Origin of the sequence: Nocardia harenae NBRC 108248 (assembly GCF_001612885.1) — a bacterium.
In the GTDB taxonomy this organism is placed as follows: Bacteria; Actinomycetota; Actinomycetes; order Mycobacteriales; family Mycobacteriaceae; genus Nocardia; species Nocardia harenae.
Map to the genome: position 1 here is coordinate 107,010 of NZ_BDBH01000011.1, position 17,920 is coordinate 124,929.

Sequence of the window (17,920 nt, forward strand, 5' to 3'; positions counted from 1 at the left end):
TACACCCGGGGGTCGCGCGTGAGAACCGCTGTTGTCACCGGCGGCGCGTCCGGCATCGGGCTCGGTATCGCGGAGCGGCTGCGCGCCGACGGCTACCGGGTCGCCACCCTCGATCTCGCCCCCGCCGAGGACGACAAGCTCGGCTTCCGCGCCGACGTCACGAAGCCGGCGGAGATCGCCGCGGCGCTGGAGACGATCCGCGCCGAGCTGGGCCCGGTCACCGTGCTGGTGAACTCGGCCGGGCTGGAGGGCTTCGAGAAGTTCAAGAAGCTCACGTTCGAGGCGTGGCAGCGCGTCGTCGACGTGAACCTGCACGGCGTCTTCCACTGCGTGCAGGCGGTGCTGCCGGACATGCTGGACGAGCGCTGGGGCCGGATCGTCAATATCTCCTCCTCCAGCACGCACTCGGGCCAGCCGTTCATGACGCACTACGTGGCCGCCAAGTCGGCGGTGAACGGGCTCACCAAGGCGCTCGCGCTGGAGCTCGGGCCGAACGGGATCACCGTGAACGCGGTGCCGCCCGGCTTCATCGACACCCCGATGCTGCGCAAGAACGAGGACGGCGGCCGCCTCGGCGGCACCGTCGAAGACCACATCGAGCGGACCCCGGTGCGCCGCATCGGGACCCCGGCGGATATCGCCGCGGCCTGTGCCTTCCTGATCTCGGAGGAGGCGGGCTACATCACCGGCCAGATCCTCGGGGTCAACGGCGGCCGGAACACCTGAGCAGTATCGAGCGAGAGGAATTCCCGTGGGACGTGTAGAGGGCAAGGTCGCCTTCGTCACCGGTGCGGCCCGCGGCCAGGGCCGCAGCCACGCCGTCCGGCTGGCGGAGGAGGGCGCCGACATCGTCGCCGTCGACATCTGCCACGACATCGACACCATCGGCTACGCCATGGCCACGCGCGAGGATCTGGACGAGACCGCGCGGCTGGTGGAGAAGACCGGCCGCCGGATCATCGCCGAGCAGGCCGACGTGCGCGACGCGCCGCGGCTGCGCGAGGTCATCGCCGCAGGCATCGCCGAGTTCGGCAGGCTGGACATCGTGGTGGCCCAGGCCGGGATCGCAGGCATGAAGGGGCAGCCGCAGTGGCAGGCCTGGTCGGATGTCATCGACACCAACCTGATCGGCGTCATCAACACCATTCAGGCCGCGCTGCCGCACCTGGAGGAGGGCGCCTCGATCATCGCCACCGGCTCGGTGGCGGCGCTGATGGACATCAACAAGGTGGACCAGCCCGGCAAGGACCCGGGCGGCATCGCCTACGTGGTGGCCAAGCGCGGGCTCTCGCAGTACGTGCACCACCTGGCGACGCACATCGCGCCGAAGAAGATCCGCGCCAACGTCATCCACCCGACCAACTGCAATACCCCGATGCTGCAGAGCGAGCCCATGTACCGCTCGTTCCGCCCCGATCTGGAGCACCCGACCCGCGCCGACGCCGAGCCCGCCTTCGGCGTCCAGCAGGCCATGCCGATCCCCTACGTCGAGCCGGGGGATATCAGCGACGCCGTGCTCTTCCTTGCCTCCGAGGAGGCACGGTTCATCACCGGTACGCAGCTGCGCGTGGACGCGGGCGGCTACCTGAAGTGGTACGACTACCACATCTGAGAGGGAAAACCATGAAGGTCCAGGTCGATCAGGATCGCTGCCAGGGGCACACACTGTGCGCCATGATCGCCCCGCAGTCGTTCGCGCTCAGTGATATCGACGGCCACTCCACGCCGGTGGCCGAGCAGGTCCCCGGGGATCAGGCGGAGCAGGTGCGCGAGGCCGTGCACTCCTGCCCCGAGCGCGCGATCTCCGTCGCGGAATAGGGGGCGGCACATGACCACCGGCGAGAACACGAGCCACCGGACACCCCGTTTCCACTTCGACCGGTACGCACCCGAGTACCGGGAGAGGTTCCAGGAGATCACCGAGGAGATGCAGGGCGAGTGCCCGCTCGCCTGGACCGACACCTACGACGGCCACTGGGTGGCCGCGGGCAACCGCGAGGTGTTCGAGCTGGCCCGCTGCCCGCACCTCTCGAACGACCACGACACCCAGGGCGTGCGCAAGGGGTACCGCGGCATCTCCATCCCGCCCGCCCCGCGCGCCCGCGGCATTCGCGGCGGCATTCTGGAGATGGACGAGCCGGAGCACCGCGAGCTGCGCTCGGCGCTCAACCCGTACCTCTCCCCCGCCGCGGTGCAGCGCTGGATCCCGTTCATCGACGAGGTGGTGCGCGCCGCCATCGACGAGCACATCGAGAGCGGCCGCATCGATTTCGTGGACGACCTGGCCAATGTGGTGCCCGCCGTGCTCACCCTCGGCATGCTCGGCATCCCGCTGGCCAAGTGGACCATCTACAACGAACCGGTGCACGCCGCCGTCTACACCCCGCCGGACTCCCCGGATTACCCGCGGATCGCGGAGATGCACCGCACCATGGGCATCGACCTGCTCACCAACCTGGCCGAGATCCGGCAGAGCCCGCGGCCCGGGCTCATCCACGCCGTCGCCGAGGCACAGGTGAACGGCGAGCCGCTGCCGGACATGGAGATCCTCGGCATGCTCAGCCTGCTCATCGGCGGCGGCTTCGACACCACCACCGCGCTCACCGCGCACGCGCTGGAGTGGCTCTCGGAGAATCCGGGCGAGCGGGAGACGCTGAGCCGGGAGCGCGACGTGCTGCTGGACTCGGCGACCGAGGAGTTCCTGCGCTTCTACACCCCGGCGCCGGGCGACGCGCGCACCATCGCCGCGGACTGCGAGGTGGCCGGAACCTCCTTCAAGGAGGGCGAGCGGCTCTGGCTCTCCTGGGCCATGGCCAACCGGGACCCGGCGGTCTTCGAGGATCCGGCGCAGGTGGTGCTCGATCGCAAGGGCAACCGGCACTACAGCTTCGGGCTCGGCATCCACCGCTGCATCGGCTCCAATGTGGCGCGCACGGTGTTCAAGCGGATGCTGGTCGCGGTGCTGGACCGGATGCCGGACTTCACGGCCATCCCGGAGGGGACGGTGCACTACGACACCATCGCGGTGATCCAGGGCATGCGGCACCTGCCCGCCACCTTCACCCCGGGTGCGCGGCTCGGCCCCGGCCTGGACGAGACGCTGGCGAAGCTGCAGAAGGTCGTCGACGAGCAGCGGCTCGCCGAGCCGGTCACGGTGAACCGCAGCACCGCCGAGATCTGAATCCGGACCGGACGCGGGCCGCGCACAGGCGTTGTGCGCGGCCCGCGCTTCGGCAGTTCACGAGTTTGCGAGGAGGCGCCCGTGGCGGACAGTAGCCCGGCATCCCGGCAGGAATCCCGCGCATCCGCGGACGGTGCGGGGACGCCCGCCCCCGACGCAGCTCCGCGCGGCGGCGCGCAGGCGCCCGGCGGGGCAGCGAGCGCGGGTGCCGCGTCCGGGCGGCCGTTGCCGCTGCTCGGACTCGACACCGAGTTCTTCTGGACGTCCGGCGCGGACGGCGTGCTCCGCATCCAGGAGTGCCGCTCCTGCACGGCGCTGCTGCACCCGCCGCAGCCGATCTGCCGCTACTGCCGCAGCCACGATCTCGGGGTCCGCGAGACCTCCGGGCGGGCCGTCCTGGCGAGCTGGACGGTGAACCAGCGCTTCGCGGTGCCCGGGCTGACCCCGCCGTACGTCATCGCGACGGTCGCGCTGGCCGACGACCCGCGGGTCCGGCTGACCACGAATATCGTCGGCGCCGAGCCGGACGACCTGTTCCTCGGCATGCGGCTCGAGGTCACCTTCCAGCCGGAGGCCGATGTCTGGCTCCCGCTCTTCCGCCCCGCCGCAGCGCAGGGCGAGCCCGCCGCGCTGCCGGTCGACGAGATCCCGCCGGAGCGCTTCGGCGAGCACGTGCGCCCCATGCTCGGCATCGAGAAGTTCGAGGACCGGGTCGCGCTGACCGGGATCGGCATGTCCCGGATCGGCCGCAGGCTCATGGTGCCCGCGCTGGAGCTCACCGTGCAGGCGTGCGAGCGCGCGGTGGCCGACGCCGGGCTCACCCTCGACGATATCGACGGCCTCGCCACCTACCCCGGCGGCGGCAACCTGGGCGGCTTCGGCGAGGGCGGCGTCACCGCGCTGGAGGCCGCGCTCGGCATCCGCCCCACCTGGCACAACGGCGGCATCGAGACCTTCGGCCCCGGCGGCTCGGTGATCGCGGCGATGACCGCGGTGGCCACCGGCATGGCCAGGCACGTGCTCTGCTTCCGCACGGTCTGGGAGGCGACCTTCGCCGAGCTGATGAAGGCGGGCCGGATCACCCCGTCCGGCGGCCGCACCCTGAGCTGGCACCTGCCGTTCGGCGCGACCTCCGCCGCGCACACCCTCGCGCAGAAGGCGCAGCGGCACTTCCACGACTACGGCACCTCGAAGGAGACGCTCGGCTGGATCGCGCTGAACCAGCGCGCCAATGCCGAGCTGAACCCGAGCGCGGTCTACCGCGACCCGATGACCATGGACGACTACCTGAGCGCCCGCCCGGTCACCACCCCGTTCGGGCTCTACGACTGCGACGTCCCGTGCGACGGCGCGGTGGCGGTGATCGTCTCCGCGGTGGCGGCCGCGCACGACCTGCCGGTCGCCCCGGTGCTGGTCGAGGCGGTCGGCACGCAGATCGTCGAGCGGATCGAGTGGGACCAGAGCACACTCACCCACGAACCGCAGGTACTCGGCCCGGCCGCGCACCTCTGGACCCGCACCGACCTGCGCCCCGCCGACGTGGATGTGGCCGAGCTGTACGACGGCTTCACCTTCAACTGCCTGTCCTGGATCGAGGCGCTCGGCTTCTGCGGCATCGGCGAGGCCGGCGACTTCCTGCAGGGCGGCAAGAACATCGCCCGCGACGGGATCCTGCCGCTGAACACGCACGGCGGCCAGCTCTCGCACGGCCGCACGCACGGCATGGGGCTGCTGCACGAGGCCGTGACGCAGCTGCGCGGGGCTGGCGGCGACCGGCAGGTGCCGGAGGCGAGGGTCGCGGTGGTCTCCAGCGGCGGGCTCACCCCCGGCGGCGCCATCCTGCTGCGGACCGCGTCGTGACCCTCACCGACCTCGACCTCGACCTCGGCCCCGAACCGGTGCTCGCCGAGGTGGACGGCATCCCGGTCTCCGGGCTGCGCGCGGTGGCGGGCACCCCGCGCGCGGTGCTCGTCGCCCTGCACGGCGGCGCCACCAGCGGCCGCTACTTCGACTGCCCCGGCCACCCGGAGCTCTCGCTGTTCCGGATCGCGCACCGCCTCGGCTACACCGTCGTGGCGCCGGACCGCCCCGGCTACGGCGCCTCCGGCCCGTTCGCCGACGACCTCGTGCAGCCGGAGCGCAGGCTCGACCTCATGTTCGGCGCGGTCGACGCCTTCCTCGGCGACCGGCCGCGCGGCGCGGGCACCTTCCTGCTCGCGCACTCCGCCGGGTGCGAGCAGGCGGTGCGGATGGCGGTCGACCCGCGCGCCGCGGACCTGCTCGGGCTGGAGCTCTCCGGTACCGGCAGGCACCCGCACCCGGATTTCGCCCGGGTCTTCGAGGCCAGGCTGCGCGACGAGAACACGCCAGGCGTCGGCGAGCTGCTCTGGACGCCGACCCGGATCTACCCACCCGACACCAGGGGCGGCGCCACCATCGGCGCACCCGGCCCCCGCATGGAGGCGACGGCGCTGAGGAGCTGGTCGGGCCGGGATTTCCCGGCGCTCGCCGCCCGGGTCCGGGTGCCGGTGCGGTTCACCGCGGCCGAGTACGAGCGGGTCTGGCGCGGCGACCCGGAGGCGCTGGCCGAGATCGGCGGACTGTTCAGCGCGGCCCCCCGCGTGGTACTCAACAGGCAGCCCAACAGCGGGCACAACATCAGCGTGGGCCACACGGCCGCCGCCTACCACCTCGGTGTGCTCGCCTTCCTGGAGGAGTGCGTGGTGGCGGCCGTCACCGGCGAGTTCACCGGTCCCACCCCGCAATTCGACGGCGGTACCGCGCCGTCGGGAAGGTGAAGGCAATGGTCGAGACCGATATCGCGCTGCTGCTGCTGCGCGTGGTCGTTGGCGGCACCATGATCGCGCACGGCGTGAACCACTGGATCGGCGGCGGCAAGATCGCGGGCACCGGGCGCTGGTTCGAGAGCCTCGGGCTGCGCAACGGCGTGCTGCAGGCGTGGTTCAGCGTGGTCACCGAGATCGGCGCGGGCGCGCTGCTGATCGTCGGGCTGCTCACCCCGTTCGCCGCCGCGGCGGTGGTCGGCGTGACGCTGGTGGCCGGGCTGCTCGCGCACCGGCCGAACGGGTTCTTCGTCTTCAAGGAGGGGTACGAGTACGTGCTCGTGCTCGCCGCCACCGTGGTCGCGCTCGGGTTGCTCGGGCCGGGGCGGATCTCGCTTGACCACGTTGTCGACATCGAGATCACCGGCTGGGCCGGGGGCGGAATCGCGCTCGGGCTCGGGGTCGTGGCGACGCTCGGGTTGCTCGCGGTCTTCTACCGTCCCGCCGGCACTGGAGAGGAGGCGCACTGATGCGCGTCGGATTCATCGGACTCGGCAGCCAGGGCGGGCCCATGGCCCGCCGGATCGTCGAGGGCGGCTTCCCGACCACTCTGTGGGCTCGGCGCGCCGCCTCGTTGGAGCCGTATGCCGACACCGCGGCCCGCACCGCCGACTCCCCCGCCGCCCTCGCGGAGGCCAGCGACCTGGTGTGCCTCTGCGTGGTCGGCGACGCCGACGTGCGCGAGGTCGCCGCCGGGCAGAACGGCGTACTCGCCGGGATGGCCCCCGGCTCGATCCTGGCCATCCACGCCACCGTGCACCCCGACACCTGCCGGGAGATCGCCGAGCTGGCCGCGCCGAAGGACATCACGGTGATCGACGCCCCTGTCTCCGGCGGCGCGCCCGCTGTCGAGGCGGGGCGGCTGCTGGTCATGGTCGGCGGGCCGGAGGAGGCGATGGAGCGGGCGCGCCCGGTCTTCGAGACCTACGCCGACCCCGTCGTGCACCTGGGCGACCTCGGCTCCGGGCAGACCGCCAAGCTGCTCAACAACCTGCTCTTCGCCGCCAACCTGGCCACCGCGCAGGGTGCGCTCCGGCTCGGCGCCGATCTCGGGATCGACCCGAACCGGCTCGGGGAGGTGATCACGCACGGCACCGCCGACAGCTTCGCCCTCGGGCGGCTCGTCGCGTCCGGCGGTTCGCTGGATCGGCTGGCCGCGCAAGCCGCTGATCTGCTGCTCAAGGATGTCGGGCTCGTTGCCGACCTGGCCGCCGAGGCAGGGGTCGGCACCGGGATCGAGCTCGATGCCGCCGATGCGACATTGGCGCTCATGGATCGGCAGCGCTGAATTACCGCGCTCGGGGCGTTCACGCACGCCGCGAGTCGGCGGGATAGCGAGGAGGACACCGTGCGGGTGGGATTCATCGGGGCCGGGCGGATGGGCGCGCCCATGGTTGCCCGGCTTGCCCGCGCGGGGCACGAGGTGCGCGCCCTCGGCCGCAGTGCCGAAGCTCGCGCCGCGGTGGCGGAGACCGGCGCGGTGCCGGTTTCCACCGCCGCCGAGGCGATCAGCGGTGCCGATGCCGTCGTGCTCTGCGTCTTCACCGACGATCAGGTGCGCGAGATCTGTTCTGCCGAATCGTTCGGCAGCGCAACGGTGATCGTGCACACCACCGGCAACCCGGAGACCGTGGGCGCCGTCGCCGCCCGCGGCGTCCGGGTGGTCGACGCTCCGGTGAGCGGCGGCCCGCACGATATCGCCCGCGGCTCCCTCACCGTCTTCCTCGGCGGCGCCGAAGCCGACGCCGCCGTGGCGCGGGAAGTGTTGAGCGCGTACGCCGCACCGATCCTGCACGTCGGTCCGCTCGGCGCCGGGCAGCGGGTGAAGCTGGTCAACAACGCCCTGTTCGCGGCGCAGATCGGGCTCGTCGCCGACGCGGTGCGTTTCGGCTCTGAACTCGGGTTGCCCGAGGAGGCGCTGCTCGCCGCTCTTCCGCACGCCAGCGGCAATTCCCGCGCCCTGGCGGGGATCGCCGCCAAGGGCTCGGTAGCGGAATTCCGCTCCTCGGTGGGCGAATTCCTCCGCAAGGACATCACCGTGGCCCGCGCCCTCGCCGACGCCCTCGGCGCCGACCTCGGGCTGCTGGCCACTCCGCTCGACGCAGGCGTCGCCCAGCCCTGACATCCGCCGTCCCGAACGTCAGCCGATCCGGATCGGACCGCCCGACGTCCGTCGGCCCGCTCGGAGGAGTACGAGCGGCTATCGGGTCAGCCGGGCGGCGATCGCGGCCCGCACCTGGTCGGCACGGACCGTCGGCACCGATGCGCCCCGGCGCAGATCGGCCACAACCGCGAGCATCCGCCCGTGCGCCGCGGCGCCGGGTGAGGTCGGCGACCTCACGCCACTGTGTCAGCAAGTGATGCCACGACCGACACGATAGACCGTGGACCGAAACCGCTACTCCACCGTGATGGCCCGCTCCGGACAGGCCGCCACCGCCTCCTCGACCACCGACTCGAACTCCACCGGCACCGCCCCGGCGATCGCCTCCGCGTACCCGTCATCGGTCAGCGTGAACACCTCGGGACACAGCCCGAGGCAGGCTCCGTGCCCCCGGCACCGATCGTCGTCGACGGTGACCTTCACCGATCATCCTCCGCCACATCGAAGTCCAGGTGCAGCGAGGTGAGCCCGCGCAGGATGAAGGTGGGCAGGTAGTGGTACTGGCGGGCATCGGCGGAGCCGTGCACCGACTCGTCGATCCGCACGTCGGTGGTGCGGGCCAGCAGGCGTTCGATGGCGACGCGGGCTTCCGCGCGGGCCAGGGGGGCGCCGGGGCAGGTGTGGGCGCCGCGGCCGAAGGCGAGGTGCTGGCGGGCGTTGGAGCGGGCCGGGTCGAAGGTGGAGGGGTCCTCGAAGCGGCGGGGGTCGCGGTTGGCGGCGCCGTTCACGACCATGAGGACGGTGCCGACGGGGACCTCGGTCTCGCCGACGGTCCCGGTCTTCTTGGCGAGCCGGAAGTCGCCCTTGACCGGGCTCTCCATCCGCAGCGATTCCTCGATGAAGTTCTGGATGCGGCTGCGATCCTCGCGCAGGTACCGCTGGATGTCGGGGCGCTCGGCGATGAGCTTCAGCGCCGAGCTCAGCAGCCGGACCGTGGTCTCCTGCCCGGCCGAGAAGAGATTGGCCGCCACCCGGCACACGTCGAGCACCTCGGGCTGCGAGCCGTCCGGGAACGTCGCGGTGGCCATGCTGGTGAGCACGTCGTTGCGCGGGTTCTGCCTGCGGTCCTCGATGTAGCCGGAGAACTTCGCGTACAGGAACTCGAGCGGGCTGTGCGACAGGTCGTCACCGGAGTTGCTGCCGACGGTGCCGCTCTGCCGGTGCGGGTCGCGCTGCAGCGCGTGCAGGAACTCCTCCTGGTCGTCCTTCGGCACCCCGAGCAGGTCCGCGATGACGTACAGGGTGAAGGGGCCGGCGAACTCGCGCATGCAGTCGCCGCCGGTGGCGAGGTAGTTGTCCAGCATGCGGTCGGCGATGGACCACATCGCCTCCTCGTTCTCCTTGAGCCGCTTCGGCGTGATCAGCCGCATGAGCAGCGCGCGGTGATCGGTGTGCGTGGGCGGGTCGAGGGTGGGCAGCTGGTCGCTCATGGGGAGGCTGTCGCGGTGCTCGGCGATCAGCGCGTCGACGTCGTCGCCCTCCTCGATCTCGACCGGGAAGCCGGGGAAGGGGCCGGTCACGGCGATGCAGGAGGAGAAGCGGGCGCCGTCGTTGTAGACCTCGAGCGCCTCGTCGTACCCGGTCACCATCATGACGTCGTGGTGCTTCTCGCGCGTCACCGGGCACTGGGCGCGGAGCTCGTCGAAGTACGGGTACGGATCGGCGACCAGCTCCTGGCCGAGGAAGAAGTCCAGATCCTGGAAATTGTTCGCCACGCGACGGGTCCCTTCGACACTCCGGCGGACACCGCGGCGCGGCGGACTTTGCCGGTTGACTTCCGTGATTGAGAATAAGCCTCTCACATGTGAGTATGAGATTTCCACAACGGCAGCTGCGCGTCAACCGAAGGACTCGGATCCATGACCGATGATTCCACCGCGGACCGGCGGTTTTTCCAGGCGACCACCCGCGACTTCCTGGCCGGGACGGTGCCGATCGGCACCGTCCGCGCGCTCGCGGAGTCCGGCACCGGCTTCGACCGCGGGTGGTGGCGCCGCGGCGCCGAGCTCGGCTGGACCGCCATGCTGGTGCCGGAGGAGCTGGGGGGTGGCTCGGTCTCGGGGCGGCCCATGACCGAACTCGCCCTGGTCGCCGAGGAGCTGGGCCGGGCGGCGGCGCCGGGGCCGTTCGTCACCACCAGCGCGGTGCTGACCGGGCTGGCGACCGCCGAGGACGCAGGCGAGACGGTGGCCGCGATCCTCTCCGGCGAGACCGTCGCCGCCTGGGCGGTGTACGAGCCGGGCCGCGGCTTCGAGGCGCTCGGCGGGCGGGTGCCCGGCACGACCGCGACGACGGCGGGCGACGGGTACCGAGTCACCGGGGTCAAGGATCGGGTCGAGGCCGCCGACCAGGCCGACGTCTTCCTCGTGACCGCCGACGACGGCGATGGCCCCGTCCAGCTCCTGGTGCGGGCCGACGACCCCGGCGTCACGGTCAGCCCGGCGTGGACCCTCGACCTCACCCGGCGCACCGCCGTCGTCACCTTCGAGGACGCCGCAGGGACTCCCGTGCACACCGGCGACGCGGCGGTGAAAGCACTGCAAGCACAGGCGAATACCGCCGCGCTGCTCACCGCCGCCGAGTCGGCCGGCGCCGCCGACCGGGCGCTCACCGCCACCCTGACCTGGCTCTTCGACCGCTACACCTTCGGCCGCCCGCTCGCCTCCTACCAGGCGCTCAAGCACCGCATGGCGGACAACAAGACCTGGCTGGAGGCGTGCCGCGCCACCGCCTTCGCTGCCGCCGCGTGCTGGGACGCCGGCTCCCCCGCCACCACCGAGCACGTGAGCATCGCGAAATCCTATGTGGCCGAACGCACCCCGATGATCGCGCAGGACTGCGTGCAGCTGCACGGCGGCATCGGCGTCACCTGGGAGCACGACCTGCACCTCTACCTGCGCCGGATCACCCTCGGCCGCGCGCTCTACGGCACGCCCGAGGAGCACCGCAGGCACATCACCGACCTGCTCGAATCCGCCGCCTGACCGAAAGGCCCGCACGCATGAGCACCGAGACCGTCGCGGAATTCCGCGCCCGCGCCCGCGAATGGCTGCGCGAGAACCTGCCGCCCTCCTCCGGCACCGAGATGAAGTCCGACTCCGAGGAGGCGTGGGACCGCGCCAGGCAGGTGCAGCGCACCCTGCACGACGGCGGCTTCGCCGGGATCTGCTTCCCCACCGAGTACGGGGGGCGCGGGCTGAGCCCGGCATACCAGCGCGCCTTCGACGAGGAGTCGCTGCCGTACGAGATGCCGCTGCTGCTCAATGTGCCGACGCTGGCCATCTGCGCGGCCAGCCTGCTCGACCTCGGCACCGAGGAGCAGAAGCGCGCGCACCTGCCCGCGGTGCTGCGCGGCGACGAGCTGCTCGTGCAGTTCCTCTCCGAGCCGCAGGGCGGCTCCGACCTGGCCGGGCTCACCACCCGCGCCGAGCGCGACGGCGAGAACTGGATCCTGAACGGCTCCAAGATCTGGAGCTCCGGCGCCTACGCCGCGGACTACGGGCTCTGCCTGGCCCGCACCAACTGGGAGGTACCGAAGCACCGCGGCCTCACCCTGTTCCTGGTGCCCGTGCACGCCGATGGCGTCACCGTGCAGCGGATCAAGCAGGTCACCGGCTCGACCGAGTTCTGCCAGGAGTTCTTCGACGATGTCGTGCTGCCCGCCGACGCGGTGCTCGGCGAGGTCGACGCGGGCTGGGCGGCCGCCTCCCGGCTGCTCTTCCACGAGCGCGCCGCGCTCGGCGGCACCTCGCCCTTCACCAGCGGGGCCAAGCCGCACCTCGGCGGCGAGGCGGACGCGCTGCTGCAGCTGGCGAGGGCGACCGGGCAGCTCGGCGACACCAGGGTGCGCGAGGACATCGGCGCCGCGCGCGCCATGACCGTGGTGCGCGACCAGCTCATCGACCACATCACCGAGGCCATCACCAGCGGCGCGCTTCCGCCCGCGGCGGGCTCGATCACCCGGCTCTTCTCCGCCGAGAACGCCTGGCTGCAAACGGATACCGCGCTGCGGATCGCCGGGCCGGACGGCGCGACGCACGCGCCGGGCGCCGAGGCCGACACCGAGACCGTCGGGCTGGACTACCTCTTCCGCGCGGCCTGGAGTCTGGCCGGCGGCAGCACCGAGATGGCGCGCACGGTGATCAGCGAGCGGGTGCTCGGCATGCCGCGGGAGTACGCGGCGGACCGGGACGTGCCGTTCAACCAGGTCGAACGCGGGCGGCGGTAGCCAGGTGCGCTTCCTGTTCCACTACCCGGAGCCGGCGGGCGACCGGGGTGACCCGCTGGACGCCTGGCCGCTCGCCGAGGTGGCCGCGGCAGCCGAGCGGCACGGCTTCGACGGCTTCTCGATCAGCGAGCACCCGGCCCCCGGCGCGCGCTGGCTGGCCATGGGCGGGCACCAGACCCTCGACCCGTTCGTCGCGCTCTCCTTCGCGGCGGCCGCGACCACCCGGCTGCGGCTGCTCACCTACCTGTCGGTGGCGCCGTACCGCAACCCCCTGCTGCTGGCCAAGGCGGCCGCCACCCTCGACCTGCTCTCCGGCGGGCGGCTCACCCTCGGGCTCGGCACCGGGTACCTGAAGGGCGAATTCCACGCGCTCGGGGTCGATTTCACGGAGCGGAACACGCTCTTCGACGAGGCGCTCGACGTGCTTCCGCTGCACTGGAGCGGCGAGCCGTTCAGCTACACCGGCACGCACTTCGACGCCAGGGAGGTGCTCGCCCGGCCGCGCCCGGCGCAGCGGCCGATCCCCATCTGGGTGGGCGGGAACTCGGCGCTCAGCCGCGGGCGGGTCGCGGCCAAGGCGCAGGGCTGGATTCCCATGACCGGCGGCGCGGAGCTCAGCACCACGGCCCGGACCGCGGAGCTCGGCACCATCCCGGAGCTGGCCCGCAAGATCGGCGAGATCCGGGCCCAGGCGGCCGCGGCCGGGCGCACCGAGCACATCGACCTGGTGTACTCCTACCACGACGCCGCCGACCCGGCGATCGAGCCGGAGCGGCACCGCGCCGCCTTCGCCGAGCTGGCGGCGGCGGGGGTGGACTGGCTGGTCATCTCCAACCGGACCCCCACCGCCGCGGCCACCCTCGACTTCCTGGCCGGCTTCGGCGGGACCTACCTGACATGAGCTGGTTCGCGGAGCGGGCCGGGCTGGCGGGGACGGTCGCGATCGTCACCGGCGGGGCGGGCGGGCTCGGGCAGGCCATCGTGGCGGATCTGCTGGCGAACGGGGCCGGGGTCGCGGTGCTCGACCGCGACCCCGAGGCGGCCGCCGCGCTGCCCGGCGGCGTGCTCGCCCGGGTCGGCGATGCCCGCGACCCGGCGGAGCTCACCGCGCTCTTCGAGGCGGTGGACGAGCGCTGGGGGCGGCTGGACACCCTGGTGAACGTGGTCGGCGGCACCTTCCGCGCCGCCTTCACCGACACCACCCCCAGCGGCTGGGACGCGCTGCTGCGCAGCAATCTCACGCACGTCCTGCACGCCTGCGCGCTCGCCGTGCCGCGCATGCGGGCCGGTGGGCGCGGGGGCAGCATCGTCACCATCTCGACCGTCGAGGCGCACCGGGCGGCGCCGGGGTTCGCGGTGTACGCGGCGGCCAAGGCGGCGGTCGAGCACTTCGCCCGCACGCTGGCGGTGGAGGTGGCGCCGGACGGGATCCGGGTGAACAACGTGGCCCCCGACTACATCCCGACTCCGAACCTGCGCCGGATCGGCGGCGGGGACGGCGCGCTGGACGACCCCGAAGGGGTCCGGGTGGCGATCCCCATGGGCCGGGCCGGGGTGCCCGAGGACGTCTCGCACTGCGTGGTGTTCCTCGCGTCCCGGCTCTCGTCCTACATCACCGGCACCACCCTGCACCCCGATGGTGGCACGCACGCCTCGGCGGGCTGGTTCAACTGGCCCGGTGGGGGGTGGGCCAATCACGTTCCGCCGCAGTACCTCCGGGATCGGTCGACCGGGCCGAGGTAGGGCAGCATGGCGCAGTCCGCGCGGGCGGCGTGCGCGGGGCCGAGGGTATTCGGGATCTCGCGACACGGCCACCTGGTCGCGCACGGCCTGCAACCTGCTCATGGCGATGGTGGTCGAATATCCCGCGCACGCACCCCGAGCGTCCCCGACCACTCCGCCACGAGCGCGAGCAACTCCTCGTTCGTGCCCGCGCGGGAAGCCGCTTGCCGCAGCGCTGTTGTCGCCTCGCGCTTCCCTTTCGGCCCGGCCGCGCGGGCACGGGTAATGTGGGCGTAGACCGCGAGTTCGATGCCGGACTCGCTGTCCGCCGGCAGTTCCTCGGCGAGCGCGACCGCCTCGTCGGCGCGCTCGCGAGCCGCCGGCCACTCGTCCCGATCGCAATGAATGTCCGCCAGGTTGTTCAGTGCCTCCACGAGTTCGGCGCGGTTCTCCGGCTGTTCGCGCAGTATCCGCACCGCCTCCACGGTGTGCCGCAGCGCTGTCCCGAGCTCGCCGCGTGCGCTCGCGCAGACGCCGGCATTCACCAGGATCCCGGCGAGTTCCTCGTCCACGTCGGAGCCGATCGAGCGGCACTGCTCGATCGCCCTGTCGAATTCCGCGCTCGCGCGGTCGTGTTGCTCGTCCGCGTCGAGGGCGCGGGCGAAGCCGTGCAGCACCGAGACGTAGTCGACGCGCAGATCCAGGTCGGTCTCGTGGTCGCGCAGCACCGTGGGGAACAGGGTCGCGGCGTGCTCCGCATCCCGGCGGGCACGGTCCATCGAGCCGAGATCGAACGCCACCGACGAGGACAGGTGCCAGGCATGGGCCAGCTTCCGCCGTGTGGTGCTGCGCTCGTGGCTCCCCCGGGCGTACAGCTCGAGCGCCTCGTCCACCGACTCCAGCGCGCTCTCGTCGTCACCGAGCGCGACGTGGGCGTGCGCGAGCCCGACGAGCGTCTCCGCCAGTGACTCGGCGAGGTCCTCCCGGCCGGAGCCCTCCCCCTTGCGATAGATCTCCACCGACTCCTCGAAGGCGTCGATGGCGCGCTCGTGCTCCAGGCGGTCGTACCGGCAGTTTCCCAGGTTGTGCAGCGCACCGGCGAGGGAGAGCAGGTGGATACCCGGAAGCCGCGCGGCAAGGCCGCGGTAGAGCGGAATCGCCTCGTCCAAGTAGTCGAGCGCGCGATCGGCCAGGTCGAGCCTGCGCAGCAGTGCGGCGGTGTTGTTCAGGGTGTCGGCGAGCCGCTCCAGGTGAACGTCGCCGAACCGGTCGACAAGCACGCGGGCCCTGGCCACCGCGCGCTCACCGAGCTCCGCCCCCTCCTGCCACTGCCCGAGTGCGGCGTGGGCGCCGGCCAGGTTCCCGAGGACCCGCACCAGGGCATCGCCGAAGCGATCCGGCAGCTCGGCGTCGAGTTCGCCGTAGATCCGGGCGGCTTCGTCGGTGGCTTTCCAAGCCGGCCGCAGCTCGGCCACGGCATCGTGGATCGCGCCGAGGCTCTCCAGCGCACCGGCCAGGCGTTCTCGCTGGTCCGGATTGCCGTCGCCGCGATCCAAGCCGCGCAGAATGTCGATCGCGCGCTCGGCGCCGGCCCGCGCCGTCGCCGGGGCGCCGGCCTCGCCCGCCAGGTCGGCGAGCGTGATAAGGGCATCCGCCGAGCTGTTCGCGAGCTCCTCCTGGTGCACGCCGCTGTCGGCGGGGATCTCGTCGAGCAACCGCACCGCCTCCTCGGCGGAACGCAACCCGTCCTCGTACAGCCCCAGCCGCGCGTAACAGGAGGCGAGCGTGGTGAGCGCCTCGGCGAGCTCCCGGTTCGCCGCCGGTGTGCCCATGAGCTTTCGATAGTCCGCGACTGCGGCGCCTGCGGTGACGAGTGCTTGATCGTGGTCGCCGACGGCGGCGAGCCGCAGCGCGAGATCGTGCCTGAGCTCGGCGACGAACTCGAGATCGACCGTCGGCCTGCGGGTCTCGAACCGAAGCAGTGCCTTGGTGTGCTGGGCCGCGAATGCGGCGAGCGCCAGGCTGCGCTCGGGCAGCGCCTCCACGATGGCCGTGGTCAGATCGACACCCCCACGCACCGAGCCGAGCACACGGACCAGCGTGGAATTGTCGACCTGGGTGGCAACCGTGATCGCGATGCCGATGCGACTCGGAGTGTCGACGGCGAGCAAGGTCGCCATCGGTTCCGACATCGGATGCCGGGCGGCCGCCCTCGCCAGCACCGTGAGTGCGCGAAAGAGCTGCCCGTCGGTGAGTACCGGCGCGATATCGGCGGCTAGCTCCGGGTAGCCGGGCAGTCCGGGTTCACCGGCGAGCACGGCGGCGATCAGATCCTCGCCGAGCCGGTCCGGGCGGAGCGGATTCAGCGCCGCCCGGCCCGGATAGAGCTGGGTCAGCCAGCGGAAGTGATCGTTGACCACGCTGCGGCCTGTATCCAGCCCCCGCAGCGTGGTCAGCACCGCATAGGCGGCGGCCGGAGTCTCGGCGCCGGTCAGGGTTGCCGCGGCGACGACTTCGCGCAGGGTATCGGGATCGGGGCGAAGGCCGCAGGGGGCCGCCGACGACGCCCAGTATCTCTCCTCGTGGTGCAGCACCCGCAGGACCGGGTTCGACCGCGCGTCGGTGGGCTGTCCGTCACGCAGGTCGAGCACGGCAGCCAGCGCGGCCGCGTGCACGTCGAGAACCTGGTCGAACCGATCGGCATCGAGGTCGGCGGGCGCTGCGACCGGGCCCGGCACCCCGAGCCTGCGGCCGAACTCGGCGGCCGCGCGGTCGAACTGGTCCCAGCGCGCCGCCCCGCGGCCGATCTCGGGGACCGGTGTGGCAGCCAAGTCCGTGAAGCAGTCGGCGATCGCCGGTTCGCCGTGCCGCTGCAGGGTACGCAACCACGGCCCCGGTGCCCGCGCGAGCAGCAGCAGCCGGGCGGCGCCGTACCCACGGGGGCGCGCCCGGAGCGCTCGGATGATCGTCACGAGTTGATCGGTCCTCGCCTCGGCATAATCCACGGCGAGTACCACCGGACCGCGCACCGCACGGAGCCGGTCGATCACCTCGGCGTCGGCCGCATCCCGCACGAATCCGGCGTGCAACCCGAGTTCCCTGGCAAGGGCGACGAATTCGGTGGCGAGCCGGGTCTTGCCGCGCCCACCCGGGCCGACCAGCAGCCGGACGCCGAGCGAGCCGGGTGCGCCGAGCCACGCGACCAGCTCCGCGAGCGACTCCCTGACCGCGGTGAACTCGACGACGCGATACTCGGCGCGCAGGAGCTCGCTGGGCAGCGGATCGTCCGGCAGCACCGAGGTCTCGTCGAAGAGATCCGGCAGCGCGAGCTCGGGGACCAGCTCGACCAGCCGGTCACCCAAACGGTCCAGCGACTCGGAAAGCCGCCGGTGGGTGATGGTCTCGGCCTGGCGAAGCATGGCCCGCTCGATGTCGGCGGGCAGCTCGACCGGGAGTTCCGCGCCATCGACCAGCACCGGCACGATCGCGATATCCCGCTCCAGCGCACGCTTGATCTCGCGGCGCACCCAGTCGCCCCGGCGATCGACCGGCCGCAGCCCGGTGTCCGGATCGGGGGTGGACCAGCGAGGGCCGATCAGCACCACGAGCACCCGGATCTGCTCCAAGGCCGAGCGCAGGGAGTCGGGGTAGACCTCTCCGCCGCGCATGGACTCGTGATCGAGGAAGACCCGGTCGCCGAAGCGTCCCTGGAGGTAGCGCCGCACCTCGGCGGCGCCGAAACGCAGGTCAACGGTCCGATAGCTCACGAAGATGTCGAACAC

The 17,920-nt window shown here is 72.2% G+C and carries 16 protein-coding genes; 13 read left to right on the plus strand and 3 right to left on the minus strand.

Annotation, left to right across the window (positions count from 1 at the left end):
- Positions 1-18 precede the first annotated feature (18 nt).
- The 9 genes from NH2_RS21775 (at position 19) to NH2_RS21815 (ending at position 8,146) form a co-directional block, all read left to right on the plus strand.
- Positions 19-726, plus strand: coding sequence for an SDR family NAD(P)-dependent oxidoreductase (locus NH2_RS21775; protein ID WP_067657441.1), 708 nt, complete (start codon positions 19-21; stop codon positions 724-726).
- 25 nt (positions 727-751) lie between these two features.
- Positions 752-1,612 (plus strand): mycofactocin-coupled SDR family oxidoreductase, encoded by an 861-nt coding sequence (locus tag NH2_RS21780; protein ID WP_067657445.1) that lies wholly within the window; start codon positions 752-754, stop codon positions 1,610-1,612.
- Between the two features lie 11 nt (positions 1,613-1,623).
- On the plus strand, positions 1,624-1,818 hold the full coding sequence (locus tag NH2_RS21785; protein ID WP_067657448.1) for a ferredoxin: 195 nt from the start codon (positions 1,624-1,626) through the stop codon (positions 1,816-1,818).
- Between the two features lie 10 nt (positions 1,819-1,828).
- Positions 1,829-3,181, plus strand: coding sequence for a cytochrome P450 (locus tag NH2_RS21790; protein ID WP_067657451.1), 1,353 nt, complete (start codon positions 1,829-1,831; stop codon positions 3,179-3,181).
- 225 nt (positions 3,182-3,406) lie between these two features.
- On the plus strand, positions 3,407-5,041 hold the full coding sequence (locus tag NH2_RS21795) for a thiolase C-terminal domain-containing protein (RefSeq protein WP_067657455.1): 1,635 nt from the start codon (positions 3,407-3,409) through the stop codon (positions 5,039-5,041).
- Positions 5,038-5,979: an alpha/beta fold hydrolase gene (locus tag NH2_RS21800; RefSeq protein ID WP_067657458.1), complete on the plus strand. Its 942-nt coding sequence runs from the start codon at positions 5,038-5,040 to the stop codon at positions 5,977-5,979. Before NH2_RS21795 ends, NH2_RS21800 begins: the two co-directional genes overlap by 4 nt.
- 5 nt (positions 5,980-5,984) lie before the next feature.
- The gene (locus NH2_RS21805) at positions 5,985-6,494 is read left to right on the plus strand and encodes a DoxX family protein (RefSeq protein WP_067657461.1); all 510 of its coding nucleotides are present in this window, start codon (positions 5,985-5,987) and stop codon (positions 6,492-6,494) included.
- The gene (locus NH2_RS21810) at positions 6,494-7,312 is read left to right on the plus strand and encodes an NAD(P)-dependent oxidoreductase (RefSeq protein WP_067657464.1); all 819 of its coding nucleotides are present in this window, start codon (positions 6,494-6,496) and stop codon (positions 7,310-7,312) included. Before NH2_RS21805 ends, NH2_RS21810 begins: the two co-directional genes overlap by 1 nt.
- Positions 7,313-7,372: 60 nt before the next feature.
- Entirely contained in the window at positions 7,373-8,146 is a 774-nt protein-coding gene (locus tag NH2_RS21815) for an NAD(P)-dependent oxidoreductase (protein WP_067657468.1), read from the plus strand.
- A gap of 276 nt (positions 8,147-8,422) precedes the next feature.
- On the opposite strand, the gene NH2_RS21820 is transcribed toward NH2_RS21815, so the two are convergent.
- Together NH2_RS21820 and NH2_RS21825 are read right to left on the minus strand one after the other, a co-directional pair.
- Positions 8,423-8,611, minus strand: a complete 189-nt coding sequence (locus NH2_RS21820) for a ferredoxin (RefSeq protein ID WP_067657471.1) — start codon at positions 8,609-8,611, stop codon at positions 8,423-8,425.
- Positions 8,608-9,903: a cytochrome P450 gene (locus NH2_RS21825; protein WP_067657474.1), complete on the minus strand. Its 1,296-nt coding sequence runs from the start codon at positions 9,901-9,903 to the stop codon at positions 8,608-8,610. The genes NH2_RS21820 and NH2_RS21825 overlap by 4 nt, the downstream gene beginning before the upstream one ends.
- Positions 9,904-10,047: 144 nt before the next feature.
- Here NH2_RS21825 and NH2_RS21830 point away from each other — a divergent pair, with 144 nt between their 5' ends.
- Genes NH2_RS21830 through NH2_RS21845 form a run of 4 tightly spaced genes read left to right on the plus strand, consistent with a single transcriptional unit; the run spans position 10,048 to position 14,159 of the window.
- A complete protein-coding gene (locus NH2_RS21830) occupies positions 10,048-11,172 on the plus strand; it encodes an acyl-CoA dehydrogenase family protein (protein WP_067657477.1) in 1,125 nt (374 codons plus the stop codon).
- A gap of 17 nt (positions 11,173-11,189) precedes the next feature.
- The gene (locus NH2_RS21835) at positions 11,190-12,416 is read left to right on the plus strand and encodes an acyl-CoA dehydrogenase family protein (protein ID WP_067657480.1); all 1,227 of its coding nucleotides are present in this window, start codon (positions 11,190-11,192) and stop codon (positions 12,414-12,416) included.
- A gap of 4 nt (positions 12,417-12,420) precedes the next feature.
- Complete coding sequence (locus NH2_RS21840) at positions 12,421-13,317, plus strand: LLM class F420-dependent oxidoreductase (protein WP_067657483.1); 897 nt, start codon at positions 12,421-12,423, stop codon at positions 13,315-13,317.
- Complete coding sequence (locus tag NH2_RS21845) at positions 13,314-14,159, plus strand: SDR family NAD(P)-dependent oxidoreductase (RefSeq protein WP_067657486.1); 846 nt, start codon at positions 13,314-13,316, stop codon at positions 14,157-14,159. The genes NH2_RS21840 and NH2_RS21845 overlap by 4 nt, the downstream gene beginning before the upstream one ends.
- A gap of 98 nt (positions 14,160-14,257) precedes the next feature.
- Here the strand turns inward: NH2_RS21845 and NH2_RS21850 are convergent, their stop codons facing one another.
- Positions 14,258-17,920: a tetratricopeptide repeat protein gene (locus NH2_RS21850; RefSeq protein ID WP_169811519.1), complete on the minus strand. Its 3,663-nt coding sequence runs from the start codon at positions 17,918-17,920 to the stop codon at positions 14,258-14,260.

Bases quoted from the DNA above. Each gene is read 5' to 3' on its own strand.
- NH2_RS21805 (WP_067657461.1), top strand. From the start codon at position 5,985: ATGGTCGAGACCGATATCGCGCTGCTGCTGCTGCGCGTGGTCGTTGGC.
- NH2_RS21845 (WP_067657486.1), top strand. From the start codon at position 13,314: ATGAGCTGGTTCGCGGAGCGGGCCGGGCTGGCGGGGACGGTCGCGATC.
- NH2_RS21810 (WP_067657464.1), top strand. From the start codon at position 6,494: ATGCGCGTCGGATTCATCGGACTCGGCAGCCAGGGCGGGCCCATGGCC.
- NH2_RS21835 (WP_067657480.1), top strand. From the start codon at position 11,190: ATGAGCACCGAGACCGTCGCGGAATTCCGCGCCCGCGCCCGCGAATGG.
- NH2_RS21790 (WP_067657451.1), top strand. From the start codon at position 1,829: ATGACCACCGGCGAGAACACGAGCCACCGGACACCCCGTTTCCACTTC.
- NH2_RS21785 (WP_067657448.1), top strand. From the start codon at position 1,624: ATGAAGGTCCAGGTCGATCAGGATCGCTGCCAGGGGCACACACTGTGC.
- NH2_RS21830 (WP_067657477.1), top strand. From the start codon at position 10,048: ATGACCGATGATTCCACCGCGGACCGGCGGTTTTTCCAGGCGACCACC.